14 protein-coding genes and 1 pseudogene are annotated in these 14,193 nt (G+C 65.9%); 8 read left to right on the forward strand and 7 right to left on the reverse strand.

Features of this window, described 5'->3' with window-relative positions; genetic code table 11:
• Positions 1–1,200, forward strand: coding sequence for a CaiB/BaiF CoA transferase family protein (locus ACK4SV_RS05090; RefSeq protein ID WP_409916722.1), 1,200 nt, complete (start codon positions 1–3; stop codon positions 1,198–1,200).
• A gap of 15 nt (positions 1,201–1,215) precedes the next feature.
• On the opposite strand, the gene rnd is transcribed toward ACK4SV_RS05090, so the two are convergent.
• Positions 1,216–2,382, reverse strand: a complete 1,167-nt coding sequence (gene rnd, locus ACK4SV_RS05095; RefSeq protein ID WP_409916723.1) for a ribonuclease D — start codon at positions 2,380–2,382, stop codon at positions 1,216–1,218.
• Positions 2,383–2,477: 95 nt separating this feature from the next.
• Between rnd and aspS the strand changes: the two genes are divergently transcribed.
• A complete protein-coding gene (gene aspS, locus ACK4SV_RS05100; RefSeq protein ID WP_409916724.1) occupies positions 2,478–4,307 on the forward strand; it encodes an aspartate--tRNA ligase in 1,830 nt (609 codons plus the stop codon).
• Between the two features lie 83 nt (positions 4,308–4,390).
• On the opposite strand, the gene ACK4SV_RS05105 is transcribed toward aspS, so the two are convergent.
• Together ACK4SV_RS05105 and ACK4SV_RS05110 are read right to left on the reverse strand one after the other, a co-directional pair.
• Positions 4,391–5,152, reverse strand: coding sequence for a pentapeptide repeat-containing protein (locus tag ACK4SV_RS05105; protein ID WP_409916725.1), 762 nt, complete (start codon positions 5,150–5,152; stop codon positions 4,391–4,393).
• 178 nt (positions 5,153–5,330) lie between these two features.
• Positions 5,331–7,580, reverse strand: coding sequence for a hypothetical protein (locus tag ACK4SV_RS05110; protein WP_409916726.1), 2,250 nt, complete (start codon positions 7,578–7,580; stop codon positions 5,331–5,333).
• A 170-nt stretch (positions 7,581–7,750) separates the two neighbouring features.
• On the opposite strand from ACK4SV_RS05110, the gene ACK4SV_RS05115 reads away from it, so the two are divergent.
• The 3 genes and pseudogenes from ACK4SV_RS05115 to ACK4SV_RS05125 form a co-directional block, all read left to right on the forward strand.
• Positions 7,751–8,143 (forward strand): NADH:ubiquinone oxidoreductase subunit NDUFA12, encoded by a 393-nt coding sequence (locus ACK4SV_RS05115; RefSeq protein ID WP_409916727.1) that lies wholly within the window; start codon positions 7,751–7,753, stop codon positions 8,141–8,143.
• On the forward strand, positions 8,136–8,657 hold the full coding sequence (mlaD, locus tag ACK4SV_RS05120) for an outer membrane lipid asymmetry maintenance protein MlaD (protein WP_409916728.1): 522 nt from the start codon (positions 8,136–8,138) through the stop codon (positions 8,655–8,657). The genes ACK4SV_RS05115 and mlaD overlap by 8 nt, the downstream gene beginning before the upstream one ends.
• Before the next feature lie 81 nt (positions 8,658–8,738).
• Positions 8,739–9,029, forward strand: a pseudogene (locus ACK4SV_RS05125) (DUF2155 domain-containing protein); the annotation flags it as partial.
• A 35-nt stretch (positions 9,030–9,064) separates the two neighbouring features.
• Here ACK4SV_RS05125 and aat read toward each other — a convergent pair.
• The 4 genes from aat to ACK4SV_RS05145 all read right to left on the reverse strand — a co-directional run bounded on the left by aat (position 9,065) and on the right by ACK4SV_RS05145 (position 12,203).
• A complete protein-coding gene (aat, locus tag ACK4SV_RS05130) occupies positions 9,065–9,820 on the reverse strand; it encodes a leucyl/phenylalanyl-tRNA--protein transferase (protein ID WP_409916729.1) in 756 nt (251 codons plus the stop codon).
• Between the two features lie 65 nt (positions 9,821–9,885).
• Positions 9,886–11,280: an acetyl-CoA carboxylase biotin carboxylase subunit gene (gene accC, locus ACK4SV_RS05135; RefSeq protein WP_409916730.1), complete on the reverse strand. Its 1,395-nt coding sequence runs from the start codon at positions 11,278–11,280 to the stop codon at positions 9,886–9,888.
• Position 11,281: 1 nt separating this feature from the next.
• Positions 11,282–11,755, reverse strand: coding sequence for an acetyl-CoA carboxylase biotin carboxyl carrier protein (gene accB / locus ACK4SV_RS05140; RefSeq protein ID WP_409916731.1), 474 nt, complete (start codon positions 11,753–11,755; stop codon positions 11,282–11,284).
• Positions 11,756–11,759: 4 nt separating this feature from the next.
• Positions 11,760–12,203, reverse strand: coding sequence for a type II 3-dehydroquinate dehydratase (locus tag ACK4SV_RS05145; protein WP_409916732.1), 444 nt, complete (start codon positions 12,201–12,203; stop codon positions 11,760–11,762).
• A 65-nt stretch (positions 12,204–12,268) separates the two neighbouring features.
• Between ACK4SV_RS05145 and thiS the strand changes: the two genes are divergently transcribed.
• From thiS to ACK4SV_RS05160, 3 genes are all read left to right on the forward strand, one after another.
• Positions 12,269–12,481, forward strand: coding sequence for a sulfur carrier protein ThiS (thiS, locus tag ACK4SV_RS05150; RefSeq protein WP_409916733.1), 213 nt, complete (start codon positions 12,269–12,271; stop codon positions 12,479–12,481).
• Between the two features lie 64 nt (positions 12,482–12,545).
• Positions 12,546–13,352 (forward strand): thiazole synthase, encoded by an 807-nt coding sequence (locus ACK4SV_RS05155; RefSeq protein ID WP_409916734.1) that lies wholly within the window; start codon positions 12,546–12,548, stop codon positions 13,350–13,352.
• A 139-nt stretch (positions 13,353–13,491) separates the two neighbouring features.
• Entirely contained in the window at positions 13,492–14,118 is a 627-nt protein-coding gene (locus ACK4SV_RS05160) for an HAD hydrolase-like protein (RefSeq protein WP_409916735.1), read from the forward strand.
• Positions 14,119–14,193: the final 75 nt, after the last annotated feature.

Consider the following 14,193-nt stretch of genomic DNA (forward strand, 5'->3'; position numbering starts at 1 on the left):
ATGCCGACGCCGCCCCGCACTGGTCCGCTGAGGGACCTTCGCGTCATCGAACTCGGCCAGCTGATCGCCGGGCCGTTCTGCGGCCAGATATTCGCCGATTTCGGTGCGGACGTGATCAAGGTCGAGCCGCCGGGACAGGGTGATCCCTTGCGCGACTGGGGCCGGGAGGGCTTTCCGCTCTGGTGGTCAGTCGTTGCGCGCGGTAAGCGCTGCATCACGGCGAACCTGCGCGAAGCTGAGGGACAGGAGCTTGTCCGCAGGCTCGTGGCCGAAGCCGATTTCCTGCTGGAGAATTTCCGCCCCGGCACGCTGGAGAAATGGGGGCTCGGTTATGAGGACCTTCGCAGGATCAACCCGCGCCTGATCATGATCCGCGTCTCAGGCTATGGCCAGACGGGGCCTTATTCCGGGCGCGCTGGCTATGCCTCGGTCGGCGAGGCGATGGGCGGGCTTCGCTATGTGATGGGCGAGGCAGACCGTCTGCCCTCCCGCGCGGGCATCTCGCTGGGCGACAGCCTCGCCGGCATGTTCGCCGCGCTCGGCGCGCTGGCGGCTTTGCATCACCGCGAGAAAACCGGCGAGGGGCAGGTGGTGGACGCGACGATTTACGAATCCGTTCTGGGCGTGATGGAAGGCCTCGTGCCAGAGTACCAGTTCGAGGGATACATCCGGGAACGGACGGGTTCCTACCTTCCGGGCATCGCGCCATCCAATATTTATCAGGGAACGGATGGCATGGTAATCATCGCCGCCAACCAGGACACGGTCTTCGCGCGCCTGTGCGAGGCCATCGGCCAGCCCTGGCTGAAAGACCATCCCGACTATAAGACGCACACCGCGCGCGGCCGCAACCAGCATGAACTGGACGCCATCATCCAGGCGTGGGCGGCGCCCCGCAGCATCGACGAGATCGAGCGCGTCATGACGGAGCAGGGCGTGCCCATCGGCAAGGTCTACCGCGCACCGGAGATGCTGGCCGACCCGCACTATGAGGCGCGCGAGAGCCTTGTCGAGGTGCCGAGCCAGCGCTGGCCCGGCATCCGGCAGCAGGGCGTGTTTCCGAAGCTCTCAGCCACACCGGGGCGCCCGCGATGGGCAGGCCCGGAGGCCATCGGTCAGCATACGGAAGAGGTGTTGACGGAGCTTCTGGATCTCACGCCGCAGCAGGTTCAGAAGCTGCGCGCCAGCGGCATCGTCTGAGCGCGCTCAAAACCGTCAGACGTCGAACAGGCGCACCTGTCCGCCCTCGAACGAAACGGCGAGCTTGCCGGAGAGCAGCGCGACCGCCTTTTTCCCGAACATCTCATACCGCCAGCCCGTCATCGCCGCGATGTCCTCGCTCGTCTCGCCGCGGGCGATCCGGTCGATATCGGCAGAGTTGGCGATCAGGCGGGGGACGACATTGTTCTCGTCCGAGACATGTTTCAGGAGCACCTTGAGCAGGTCCGGCGCGCCGGGCGGGATCTGCGCGTTCTGGGCCGGGCGGCCGAGGTCCGGGGCGTAGGTGTCCGGACTATCGAGTGCGGCGCGGATCGCCTCGACGAGGCCCTGACCATATTTCGAGCGGATGAAGCCCGAGGGCACCGCGCGCAGCTGGTTGAAATCATCCTCCGTGCGCGGCTTCTGGGCGGCGATCTCCTGGATGGCGTCATCCTTCAGGATCCGGCGGCGGGGCTTGTCGAGTTCCTGCGCCGTGCGCTCGCGCCAGGCGGCGACAGAGACGACGATGGCGGCATAGTCCTTCTTCGGCATGCGCAGCTTCAGGCGCTGCCAGGCGTTCATCGGGTCGGTGTCATAGGTGGCGGGGTCTTCAAGCTCCGACATCTCCTCTCGCACCCAGGTCAGGCGGCCGGTCTTGTCGAGTTCGTCGCGCATCCGCTGATAGGCGTCGCGCAGATGGGTCACATCGCCGAGGGCGTAGACCAGCTGCTTCTGGCTCAGCGGGCGGCGCATCCAGTCGGTAAACTGGCTGGACTTGTCGATATGCTTTCGCAGCACCCGCTGGACGAGATTGTCATAGGAGATCGAATCGCCAAATCCGAGCGCCATCGCGGCGACCTGAGTGTCGAACACCGGCCCCGGCGGGTGGCCGATCAGCCGGTTGAATATCTCGATATCCTGCCGCGCGGCATGGAACACCTTGGTCTGGCGGTCCGATGCGATCAGGTCGAGGAAGGGCTTGATGTCGAGATCCTCGGCCCTCGGGTCGATCAGGCCCTCAATGCCGGGGGCAGAGGCCTGGATCAGGCAGAGTTCCGGCCAATAGGTCGTCTCCCTGTGGAATTCGGTATCCACGCAGACGAATTCTGCTTCGGACAGGCGGCCGACGAGGTCTTCGAGGGCGGACTGCTCTGTAATGGGAGTCAGGGTGTTGTCAGTCATTGCCGGAGCGCTTATCGCACCCGCTTGACAAAGGCGAGGGGGTCTGTGCCCTACGCGCCTTCTTTCTGTTTGGCCGACACCCGGAGTAGCGCCCCATGCACGCCTATCGCACCCATACTTGCGGAGAGCTGCGCCCGTCGCATGTCGGCGAGACCGTGAAACTGTCGGGCTGGCTGCACCGCCGGCGCGACCATGGCGGGGTCATGTTCATCGACCTGCGCGACCATTACGGCCTGACCCAGATCGTCTTCAATCCGGGCAGCCCCGGCTTTGCCACCGTTGAGCGCCTGCGGGCTGAAAGCGTGCTGACGGTGGAAGGCAAGGTCGTCGCCCGCGACAAGGACCTTATCAACGCCAATCTCGCCACCGGCGAGATCGAGGTGGTCGGCGGGGCGGTGTCGGTCCAGTCCGAAGCCGCCGAGCTGCCCCTGCCGGTGTTCGGCGACCAGCCTTACCCCGAAGAGGTCCGCCTCAAGCACCGCTATCTGGACCTGCGCCGGGAGCAGCTGCACAAGAACATGATCCTGCGCAGCCAGGTCATCTCCAGCCTGCGCCGCCGGATGACCGAGCAGGGCTTCACAGAATACCAGACCCCGATCCTCACCGCTTCCAGCCCCGAAGGCGCGCGCGACTTCCTGGTGCCGAGCCGGCTGCATCCGGGTGAATTCTACGCCCTTCCGCAGGCGCCGCAGCAGTTCAAGCAGCTGCTGATGGTCTCCGGCTTCGACCGCTACTTCCAGATCGCCCCCTGTTTCCGCGATGAGGACGCCCGCGCCGACCGCTCGCCCGGCGAGTTCTACCAGCTCGATATCGAGATGAGCTTTGTGACGCAGGAAGACGTGTTCGGCGCCATCGAGCCGGTCATGCGCGGCGTGTTCGAGGAGTTTGCCGGCTGGGAAGGCAAGGGCCGCACCGTGCCGGCCGGACCCTTCCCGCATATTCCCTATGCCGAGGCGATGCTGAAATACGGCGTCGACAAGCCGGACCTTCGCAACCCCATCCTCTGCTCGGACGTCTCCGACATCATGATGCGGGAAGATGTGACCCTCGCCGTGTTCAAGAAGATCGTCGGCGGCGGCGGCATCGTCCGGGCTATTCCGGCGCCGAATTCCGGCGAGCAGCCGCGCAGCTTCTTCGACAAGATGGACGCCTGGGCGAAGAAGGACATGCAGGCCCCCGGCCTCGGCTATATGCGCTTCGTGGAAGAGAACGGCCAGCTGGCCGCCACCGGCCCCATCGCGAAATTCTTCGAGCCTGCGGCCCTTGCCGCGCTGGCTGAGCGCGCGGGCGTGAAGGCCGGTGACGCGCTGTTCTTCTCCGCCGGCGACAAGACCGCCGCGGTGAAGCTGCAGGGCCAGGCCCGTATCCGCATCGGCGAGGAGCTCGGCCTGATCGAGCCGGGCGTGTTCCGCTTCTGCTGGATTGTCGACTTCCCGATGTATGAGTGGGACGAGGACAACAAGAAGGTCGATTTCAGCCACAACCCCTTCTCCATGCCGCAGGGCGGGATGGAGGCGCTGCTCGCCGCCGATACGGCGGAGAAACAGCTCGCGCTGAAGGCCTATCAGTATGACATCGTCTGCAACGGCGTGGAGCTGTCCTCCGGCGCGATCCGGAACCACAAGCCTGAGGTGATGCTGAAGGCGTTCGAGATTGCCGGATATGGCCCGGAAGTGGTCGAGGCGAAGTTCGGCGGGATGCTGAACGCCTTCCGCTATGGCGCCCCGCCGCATGGCGGCATTGCGCCGGGCGTGGACCGGATCGTCATGCTGCTGGCCGAGACCGACAGCCTGCGCGACGTGATCCTGTTCCCGATGAACCAGCAGGCCCGCGACCTGCTGATGGGCGCGCCGAGCCCCGTGGACGAGCGCCAGCTGAAAGAGCTGAACATCCGCCTCGCCCCGGTGGTGAAGGCCGGGGGCTGATCAGGCGCAGCGCAGACAAGACGAAGCCGCCGGGACGGAAGTCGCGGCGGCTTTTGCATTCCGGATTGTGCGCCGAAGCGCGCTCAGTCCTCGCTGCTCATCACTTCGACAGCGGGATTGGAGCAGAGCGGCAGGCTGAAAGAGGCCGGCAGGAAGGTGCCGAGCGAGGCGCAGGCGCCTTCGAAGTTGGCTTCCGACAGGCCGGTCACGAGCGTCAGGTTCGCGCCCGGAAAGCGGGCATCGCGGAAGGACGCGCCGGTGACGTTCGCGCCGCTGAGGCGGGCATCGGTGAGGTTGGCACCATCAAAGATCGCGCCGCGCAGGTTCGCCCTTTCCAGGTTTGCTGCCGTAAGGTTGGCACCGGACAGCACCGTCTGGTCCAGTTCTGCATTGAACAGTTCAGCACCCTGCAGGTTGGCCCCGACGAGCTTTGCATTGCTGAGATTGACGCGGTGCATCAGCGCTCGCTGCAGGTCCGCGCCGGAGGCCTGCACGTCCTGCATCCGGGCGCCGATCAGCACCGAATCGGAGAGGCGCGCGGCGGTGAGGTCTGCATGGCGCATGTCCGCGCCCGTCGCGCTGATCCGCTCCATATTCACGCGGGCGGCCTGAATGCGCGGCATCGCGGCATTGTCGAAGCGCGCGCCGGAATAGTCCGCGCCATTGACGGTCCATCCGGTGAGATTGCCTCTCGTGAGATCACAGTCTGCGCAGCTGCCCGCAAAGCTCGGCGACCAGGCAATGGTCGCGCCTTTGGCCTGCGGTTGCTGCTGCAACTGGAATTGCGCTTCGGCCGGTGCTGCCAGGAAGGCGACCGCGACACCCGCGAAAGAAATCAGACGCATTTGTGGCGTGAACATGGGAGTCCAAATACGCGCTCTTGGGAAAAGCCTAAACTGAACAAACTGTAAGAACTGTAATACCGGGTAAACTGTGGCCGGTTTGCAATAACCATTACCGCACGGGAAAGGTTAAAATTCGCCTCGGGGGCGAGTCAGGCGGCGCGGGATTCGCGGCCTTGCGTTACCGGCTGAGCCGCACGCCTTCTCCGCAGGTGTCGCAGACGATCTCTCCGCCGGGGCCGGCCTGTGCGAGGGTAAAGCTGCCACAGGACGGGCAAGGGTCGGCGAGGTAGGTTTCCGCCTGCGCGGTTTCCGGCTCTGCCTGCGATTCGGTTTCGTCCGGATCGGGGCTGCGGCGCTTGCCGAGGATCACGATATTGTCCGGCAGCTGGCCGCGCGAGAAGCCGCGCGAGATCAGCTGCGCCGCTTCGCTGGTAAAGGCGGCGGCCGCCGGGCGGGTTGCATCGCCGGCGCCGCGGCCAAGCCCGTCATGGGTGACATCGGCTTCGGCGAGGTCTTCCCGGCCCAGATAGGACACGGCCAGTTCCCGGAAGATGTAGTCGAGGATCGAGGTCGCGCGCGTGATCCGGTCATTGCCCGTCACCTCGCCCGCCGGCTCGAACCGGGTGAAGACGAAGGCATCGACATACTCCTCCAGCGGTACGCCATATTGCAGGCCGAGCGAGACGGAGATCGCGAAATTGTTCATCAGGCTGCGGAAAGCCGCGCCTTCCTTGTGCATGTCGATGAAGATCTCGCCGAGGCTGCCATCATCGAACTCGCCGGTGTGCAGATAGACTTTGTGGCCGCCGACTGTGGCTTTCTGGATATAGCCCTTGCGCCGGTCCGGCAGGCGGATGCGGCGGACGGGACCGGCGGGCGCATCGGCGAGAGCCGGCAGGTCCGGAAGCTCATCGGCTGCTTCGGCAATCTCGTCTGCGAGCGACAGAATCTGCTGCATGCGCTCGCGCACATCGTCAGACGGCGGTGTCCGGTGGCCGCTGAGCAGCACGGACAGGCCCGCCGCCATCGCGGCTTCCGCCATGCCGAGGCCCTCGCTCGCCGGCACACGCAGCATCGCGGTTCCGGACAGGGCGCGGGCGGCGGCGGCGGTGAAGCGGATTTCTGCATCCATCGCGACGCTGAGCGGCAGGCCGGCGGCGCCGAGGCCCTTGCCGGCAATGTCCTCCACCGCGCCGTCGATTGCGGCTTCCGCAGCGGCGATGTCCTTCTTCGAGAAGCCGACCGCCGAGAGCAGCGCCCGGCCATCGGAATCGAAGCGCTCCGGCGGCAGGCGCAGGTCGCTCGCAATGATCTCATCCCCCAGCACCCAGCGGGAGAAGGCGGCGTTCAGTGGCAGGCCGTCGCCAATCGCGCGCGAGACACGTTCCAGCGCAAGATCGCTGAAGCCCCGGTCGCGCAGGCGCGTGCGTCCCAGGGCAGCGTCGAGGTCCTGTTCACCGGCCCGGGCGAGGCGGTCCAGCAGGGCGGGCAGGTGTTCCGGCGCGCAGCGGGCGAGGCCCAGCCGGGCGGCGCGCGACAGGCTCGGCGCCTCCTCGCCATAGGCCAGCACCGTGCGCACGGGCGCAGCGCCCTCGCTCTCGCACTCCGGCAGGATCGCGGCGAGATCGGATACCGGCAGGATGACAACCTGTGCGGCCCGGCGGCTGGTGGCCTTGACCGGCTCAAGCCCGAGGATGCGCGCCTGCGCTGCGGGGAAGGCAGAGCCCGTCACCGCTGAGCGCACGAGCGCGGTCAGAGCAGCGCCAGCTACCACGCCGGCTTCGGAGGCATAGTCGAACCCCAGCGACATGACGGCGGCGCCGAGGCCGGCAATAATGACATATCCGTCGCCGACCGACCGGCCTGCCGCTTCGGCGGAGACGGTCAGATAGTCGGCTTCCAGCCCGGCGGGGCCGATGGCGCGGGCGAGGTCGATGATCCGGCAGCGCGTCGCGGCCTCGGGCAGCGCCTCGCGGGTCAGGTGGATTTCGGCGCCTTCATCCAGGGCGGCCTGCAGCGCATGGGCCAGCGGGCCATCAAGATGGCCGGTCTCGAACACGCTGGGGCGGGGCGACGGCGTGCTGACAGCCGCCGCGCGCAGGGCAGCCGCCGTGCGCTGGATGCCGCCCGGCTGGCGCAGCGCTTCTTCCAGCACATCCTGCGGCAGTCCGGCAGCGATGGCTTCGGCAAGCTCTGCATTCTTCGGCGCATCGCCGAGGCGTTCCAGCATCTCGGCGGTGGCGAGCTGGGACACCCCGAGGAGATTGGCGGCTGACCAGGCTGCGCGCACTTGCTCAAGGCCCGCTGGCGTCAGGGCCAGCGGTGTCCGCCCGGCGGGGCGTGCCACATCGCGCATCCGTACTTCGCGGGAGATCAGCCCGTCGCCTTCGGCTGCTTCGAGGATCTCTGCCTGGGAACCGGCCGCCATGGATCGCCCTCCTGCCCGAATCAATGGCAATGAGGGTGCCGCCTCGGGCCCGGAGGCGCAACCGGTTTTGCGGGTCCCACAACCCCGCAGGTTGCCTGCCTGCCGGGTCTGGTTTAATCGCCCGCAGACCGCCATATTGCGGCCATCAAACCCGGTCAGGAACAGCACCCATGCTGAAGCAGATTTTCACCTGGTGGAGCGGTCATACCGTCGGCACGATGTTCGACGTGAAGCGCCGGTCGGCATTCGTCGGCACCGACGAGTACGGCAACCGCTATTTCGAGGAGCGCAAGCCATCCATCGAAGGGCGCCGCCGCCGCTATGTGGTCTATCAGGGCCTCGCCGAGCCATCGAAAGTGCCGGCAGACTGGCATGGCTGGCTGCACTACACGCTGGAAGCCCCGCCGACGAAGCTGCCTCTGGAGCGGCGCGACTGGGAAACCGACCATACGCCCAACATGACCGGCACACCGTTTGCCGTGCGGCCGAAGGGCGCCCTGTCCGGCAACCGCCAGCGGCAGAAATCTGATTCCGACTACGAGGCCTGGAATCCGGATGCGTGAATCGCACCTCGAAACAGCGATTGGCGCAGTCGTCGTGGCTGTCGCGGTATTTTTTCTGTGGTTTGCGCTGGCCCGCGGCGGGGACAGCCAGCCGGTGCGCGGCCAGTATGAAGTGACCGCCCGGTTCAACAATGTCGGCGGCCTGCCGCGGGGGGCGGATGTCCGGATTGCAGGTGTGAAGGCCGGCGTTGTGCGCACCATTGATGGCGACCCGGAGCGGTTCGAAGCGGTCGTGCGCCTGTCGCTGGACCCTAAATGGTCGCTGCCGGATGATTCCGATGCGCGGATCGTCACCGATGGCCTGCTCGGCGGCGCCTATGTCGCGATTGAACCCGGCGGCAGCTTTGACGACATCGCCAAGGATGGCTCGGGCGAGATCCGGTTCACACGCGGCAGCGTCGACCTTCTGACGCTGTTTGCATCTTTCGCGACAGGCGGTGGCGGTTCAGGCGGAAGCTCAACGCCCGCGACAACCGCCGATGAAGATGATTTTGTGGATCCGTTCGGAGACTGACGCATGACCCGTTTTGCCCGCCTGGCCACTGCCGCAGCGCTCTCGGCCCTTGCCTTGTCCGGGGCGGCCTCTGCCAACAGCATGTCTCGGCAGAACGAGGTGACACTCCGGGCGCTCGACAAGATCACGGGCCGGGCGACTGATATTGTCGTGAAGACGGATGCGCCGGTCACCTTCGGCGCGCTGCGGATCGACCTGCGCGCCTGCTTCCAGGCGCCGCCGGAAGAAGTGCCCGAAAGCGCGGCCTTCCTGCGGATCACCTCCACTCAGCCTGTTGCCGCAGAGATCATGGACGCTGCCGCCGCTGCAGGGAATGCAAGGCCGCAGGCGAACGCCGCAGACCCGGTGCTGTTCTCCGGCTGGATGTATGCCTCCTCGCCCGGCCTCAATGCCCTCGAGCATCCGGTCTATGATGTCTGGGTAATCCGCTGCACGGCGCCTTCGCCGGTCAGCACCGCGCGCAATCCGGTTGCGTCCAGCTCGGAGCCGTTCATCGACGACATCCCGGTCGGCGTCACCGAATCGGAAGCGCCGATCGAAGACCTGCCCACATTCGACTGACCCGGCGCGCCAAAGCTCGTCTCGATCTTCAGGGCGGCTTTCAGGCGTGCCTTGAACTCATCGCGGCTGATCTCGATCAGGCCGAACTGTTCGAGATGGGGATTGTGGAACTGCGCGTCGAGCAGCTGATAGCCCCGCCCGATCAGATGCGCAGCAAGGTGCACCAGCGCGATCTTGGACGCATCGGTGCGGCGCGAGAACATGCTCTCGCCAAAGAACGCCCCGCCGAGCGCCACGCCATAGAGTCCGCCCACCAGCTCATCGCCTTCCCAGCATTCGACGGAATGGGCATGGCCCTGCCGGTGCAGCGCGCTGTAAAGGTTCAGGATCGTCGAATTGATCCAGGTGTTCGGCCGGCCATCATGCGGCTCGGCGCAGGCTTCGACAACGCGGGCAAAGGCGGTATCGAACGACACCCGGAACGGATCCTGCCGCACACGGCGCTTCAGCTTCTTCGGGATATGGAAAGTGTCCAGCGGAAGGATGCCGCGCGTATCGGGATCGACCAGAAAGATGCGCGGATCATCCCGCGAATCCGCCATGGGGAACACGCCGCGCCGGTAACAGGCGAGCAATTCATCCGGGCCGAAACGCGACGACATGCCATAAGGTATGATCTGCGCCGTGGCGGGAGTAAATCCCGGAAAAAACGGGGCCGGAGAGGGGCTTACCCCTTCGCCTCTGCCGCGTCTTCTGCTGCTTTTGCCTCTGCGAGAAATTTTTCCAGCCAGTGGATGTTATAGTCCCCGGCCTTCACATCCTCGTTATCGACAAGGCGGCGGTGCAGGTCGAGCGTCGTGTGGACGCCGCCAACGACCATCTCCTGCAGCGCGCGGCGCAGGCGCATCAGGCATTCGCGGCGCGTGCGGCCATGCACGATCAGCTTGCCGATCAGCGAGTCATAATGCGGCGGGATGCGGTATCCGGCATAGGCCGCGCTGTCGAGGCGCACATCCGGGCCGCCCGGCGCATGGAAATCTGTAATCAGGCCCGGCGACGGCACGAAGGTTTCCGGGTGCTCGGCATTCACCCGGCACTCGATGGCATGGCCGACCAGCATCACATCTTCCTGCGAGAAGGAGAGCGGCTTGCCTTCGGCGATGCGGATCTGTTCGCGCACAAGGTCGATGCCGGTGATCATCTCGGTCACCGGATGCTCGACCTGAAGCCGGGTGTTCATTTCGATGAAGTAGAACTTGCCGTCCTCATACAGGAACTCGATCGTGCCGGCGCCGCGATAGCCGATCTTCTGCATCGCGCGGGCGCAGATGCTGCCGATCTCTTCGCGCTGCAGCTGGTTGAGGGCAGGCGAAGGGGCTTCCTCGAAGACTTTCTGGTTGCGCCGCTGCAGCGAGCAGTCCCGCTCCCAGAGATGGGCGACATTGCCATGCGTATCGGCGATCACCTGGATCTCGATATGGCGCGGGCCCTGCAGGTATTTCTCGAGATAGACGGCGTCGTCGCCGAAGGCGGCTTTCGATTCGGTCTTGGCGGTCTTTACCGCATTCTCGAGGTCGGCCTCGGTCATGGCGAGTTTCATGCCGCGCCCGCCGCCGCCAGCGGAGGCTTTCACGAGCACCGGGAAGCCGATCTTCTTGGCGGCCTTCTTGGCGTCCGCGATGGACTCCACCGCGCCGTCAGAGCCCGGCACGCAGGGCACGCCGGCTTCTATCATCGCCTGCTTGGCGGCGATCTTGTCGCCCATGATGCGGATATGCTCGGCCGTCGGCCCGATGAAGGCGAGGCCGTGGGCCTCAACCATCTCGGCAAACTGCGCATTCTCCGAGAGGAAGCCATAACCGGGATGGATCGCATCAGCGCCGGTGATCTCGGCGGCGGCGAGGATACGCGACTTTTTCAGGTAGCTCTCGGACGAGGGCGCCGGGCCGATGCAGACGCTCTCATCGGCAAGGCGCACGGCCATGGCGTCGCGGTCTGCCTCGGAATGGACGACCACGGTCGACAGGCCCATTTCCTTGCACGCGCGGTGGATGCGCAGCGCGATCTCGCCGCGATTGGCGATCAGGACCTTGTTGATGGTGCGGGGCGCGGGTGCAGACATACTATTCGATCAGGACCAGGGCTTCGCCGAACTCGACCGGCTGGGCGTTCTCGACATAAATCGCCTTGACGGTGCCGGCCCGGTCGGCCTCGACGGGATTGAAGGTTTTCATTGCCTCGATCAGCATGAGCGTGTCGCCCTTCTTCACCTTGTCGCCGACCGCGATGTAGGCCTTCGAATTCGGATCGGGCGAGAGATAGACCGTGCCGACCATCGGGGATTTGACGGCATTGTCAGCAGCCGCTGCAGCGGGCGCGGCGGCGGCTGCAGGCGCTGCGGCCGGGGCAGGCGCCGGGGCCGCAGCCATCGCCGGGGCGGCCATGGCGGCCTGCATGACCGGAGCAGGGGCGGGCTTGGTCACCTTGACGCGCAGGCCCTCATACTCGACCTCAAGCTCGCCGAGATCGGCTTCGCGCAGGATTGCCGCGAGTTCCCGGATTAGGCCGGTGTCCAGCTTGTTCTTGGATGTGCTCATTTTTTCAGCTCCTCGCCTCGCCCGAGAGCCTCAGGGCGGCGCTCAGCGCGAGTTCATATCCATAGGCGCCGAGCCCGGCAATCGTTGCGGCTGCAACAGGCGCGACATAGTTCACATGGCGGAAGGCCTCGCGCGCGGCGGGGTTCGACAGGTGGACCTCCACGACAGGAATCTTCAGCGATTTCAAGGCGTCATGCAGGGCAATCGAGGTATGGGTATAGGCCGCCCCGTTAAGGATTAGAGCCCGGCCCTCGCGGCCGGCCTCCTGCACCCAGGTGACGAGTTCGCCTTCGGAGTTCGTCTGGCGCGTCACGAGCGGCACATCCTCCGCCAGCGCGCGCAGGCGGGCGTGGATGTCCTCGAGCGTGTCGCGCCCGTAGATTTCCGGCTCCCGCGTGCCAAGCAGGTTGAGGTTCGGTCCGCCGAGGACATATACCGGTTTCGACATGTTGCCCCGTTTGCGCTGTAACGGCGGGCGTGGCAAGAGGGCAACACTTTGAGGATTGCCGCGAAATGAACATCACGCTCAATGGCGAGGCATGCGAGATTGCTCCCGGCACGACCGTGGCGCAGCTGGTGGCGCGCCTGTCGGGCGAGACGGGGCAGGACCCGCGGGGAATCGCCGTCGAGCGCAACCGCGAGATTGTGCCGAAATCCGAACATGCCCTCACCGTGCTCGAGGACGGCGACCGGCTGGAGATCGTCCAGTTCGTCGGCGGTGGCTGAGCCCGGCCCCCGCACGCGCGCCCTGAGCCTCACACCTGCTTTGCCCTGACTGGACCTGACGATCATGCCTGACACTGCCACCCCGCCGCCCGAGGCTGCTGCCGACGACGCCCTTGTGATTGCCGGTAAGCGCTACACATCGCGCCTGATCGTGGGCACGGGCAAGTATGCCTCCTTTGCCCAGAATGCCGAGGCTGCCCGCGCCGCCGGGGCCGAGATTGTCACGGTGGCGCTGCGCCGGGTGAACCTGTCGAACCCGGACGAGCCGCGCCTGACCGATCATGTGAAGCCCGACGAGTTCACCTACCTGCCCAACACGGCCGGCTGCTACACGGCGGACGATGCTGTGCGCACCTTGCGTCTGGCTCGGGAGGCCGGCGGCTGGAATCTCGTGAAGCTGGAAGTGCTCGCCGACCAGAAGACGCTCTATCCCAACATGCCGGAAACGCTGAAAGCCGCCGAAGCGCTGATCGCGGACGGGTTCGAGGTGATGGTCTATTGCTCGGATGATCCGGTCTATGCGCGCCTGCTGGAAGAGGCCGGCTGCGTGGCGATCATGCCGCTCGGCAGCCTCATCGGCTCCGGCCTCGGCATCATGAACCCCGTGAACATCCGCCTGATCATCGAGGCCGCGCGCGTGCCCGTCATCGTCGATGCGGGCGTGGGCACGGCGTCTGATGCAGCGATTGCGATGGAACTCGGCTGTGACGGGGTCCTGATGAACACCGCCATCGCCGAAGCAAAAGACCCCATCCGCATGGCCCGCGCGATGAAACACGCCGTCATCGCCGGGCGGCACGCTTATCTGGCAGGGCGTATGCCGAAAAAACGCTACGCCGATCCGAGTTCGCCACTGGCGGGGCTGATATAGTCGCAGTTGTGACGGAAGCGTGGGGGATTTGAATGCTTTTGGCTTTTCGTAACTGCGCTTTTGACCCTTGGAGGCGTTTGCGCCCCCTCACCCCCAACCCCCTCTCCCTCTGGAGAGGGGGCTTTGAAGGGGGCTTCTGATGCCCCCCCAACTCGTCATCTTCGATTTCGACGGGACGCTGGCGGACAGCATGACGTTTTTCCGGGGCCTGTTGCCGGAGCTGGCGCAGAAGTTCCGGTTCCGCCAGCCGGAGGGGGAAGAGCTGGAGGCCATGAGAGGCCATCCGCCGCGCGATGTGATGCGCACGCTGGGCATCCCGGGCTGGAAACTGCCGCTGATCGCCGTCCATGCCCGCAAGCGCGCGAAGGCGGCCGAGGCCTTCCCGCTGTTCGAGGGCACCCAAGCGCTGATCGAGGCGCTCGCCGCACGCGGCATTGCGGTGGCCATCGTCTCGTCGAATTCCGAAGCCGTCGTGCGCCGCGCGCTCGGCCCGGAAACCTGCGCGCGCATATCTGCCTGGAGCTGCGGCGCCGCAATGTTCGGCAAGGCGAAGCATTTCCGCGATGTGATCAGGGCCGTGAAAGCCGACCCCGCGCGCACGATTGCCGTGGGCGACGAGATCCGCGACATCGAGGCGGCACGGGAAGTCGGTATACGGAGCGTCGCGGTCAGCTGGGGCTTCGCCCCGCGCGCCGCCCTGACCGCCGCCGCACCGGACCACACCTTCGACGATGGCGAGGCGCTGAAAGCCTTTCTGGCAGGATAACGGGGGCTGGGCCTGTTCCTCTGTCATGCTTCCGGCATAATTAGCGCTATAGTGGGCGCGGGCCGGGGTGGCTGC

The sequence above is a fragment of the Hyphomonas sp. genome (assembly GCF_046313735.1).
GTDB lineage: Bacteria > Pseudomonadota > Alphaproteobacteria > Caulobacterales > Hyphomonadaceae > Hyphomonas.

Bases quoted from the DNA above. Each gene is read 5' to 3' on its own strand.
- ACK4SV_RS05090 (WP_409916722.1), top strand. From the start codon at position 1: ATGCCGACGCCGCCCCGCACTGGTCCGCTGAGGGACCTTCGCGTCATC.
- rnd (WP_409916723.1), bottom strand. From the start codon at position 2,382: ATGACTGACAACACCCTGACTCCCATTACAGAGCAGTCCGCCCTCGAA.
- aspS (WP_409916724.1), top strand. From the start codon at position 2,478: ATGCACGCCTATCGCACCCATACTTGCGGAGAGCTGCGCCCGTCGCAT.
- ACK4SV_RS05105 (WP_409916725.1), bottom strand. From the start codon at position 5,152: ATGCGTCTGATTTCTTTCGCGGGTGTCGCGGTCGCCTTCCTGGCAGCA.
- ACK4SV_RS05110 (WP_409916726.1), bottom strand. From the start codon at position 7,580: ATGGCGGCCGGTTCCCAGGCAGAGATCCTCGAAGCAGCCGAAGGCGAC.
- ACK4SV_RS05115 (WP_409916727.1), top strand. From the start codon at position 7,751: ATGCTGAAGCAGATTTTCACCTGGTGGAGCGGTCATACCGTCGGCACG.
- mlaD (WP_409916728.1), top strand. From the start codon at position 8,136: ATGCGTGAATCGCACCTCGAAACAGCGATTGGCGCAGTCGTCGTGGCT.
- aat (WP_409916729.1), bottom strand. From the start codon at position 9,820: ATGTCGTCGCGTTTCGGCCCGGATGAATTGCTCGCCTGTTACCGGCGC.
- accC (WP_409916730.1), bottom strand. From the start codon at position 11,280: ATGTCTGCACCCGCGCCCCGCACCATCAACAAGGTCCTGATCGCCAAT.
- accB (WP_409916731.1), bottom strand. From the start codon at position 11,755: ATGAGCACATCCAAGAACAAGCTGGACACCGGCCTAATCCGGGAACTC.
- ACK4SV_RS05145 (WP_409916732.1), bottom strand. From the start codon at position 12,203: ATGTCGAAACCGGTATATGTCCTCGGCGGACCGAACCTCAACCTGCTT.
- thiS (WP_409916733.1), top strand. From the start codon at position 12,269: ATGAACATCACGCTCAATGGCGAGGCATGCGAGATTGCTCCCGGCACG.
- ACK4SV_RS05155 (WP_409916734.1), top strand. From the start codon at position 12,546: ATGCCTGACACTGCCACCCCGCCGCCCGAGGCTGCTGCCGACGACGCC.
- ACK4SV_RS05160 (WP_409916735.1), top strand. From the start codon at position 13,492: ATGCCCCCCCAACTCGTCATCTTCGATTTCGACGGGACGCTGGCGGAC.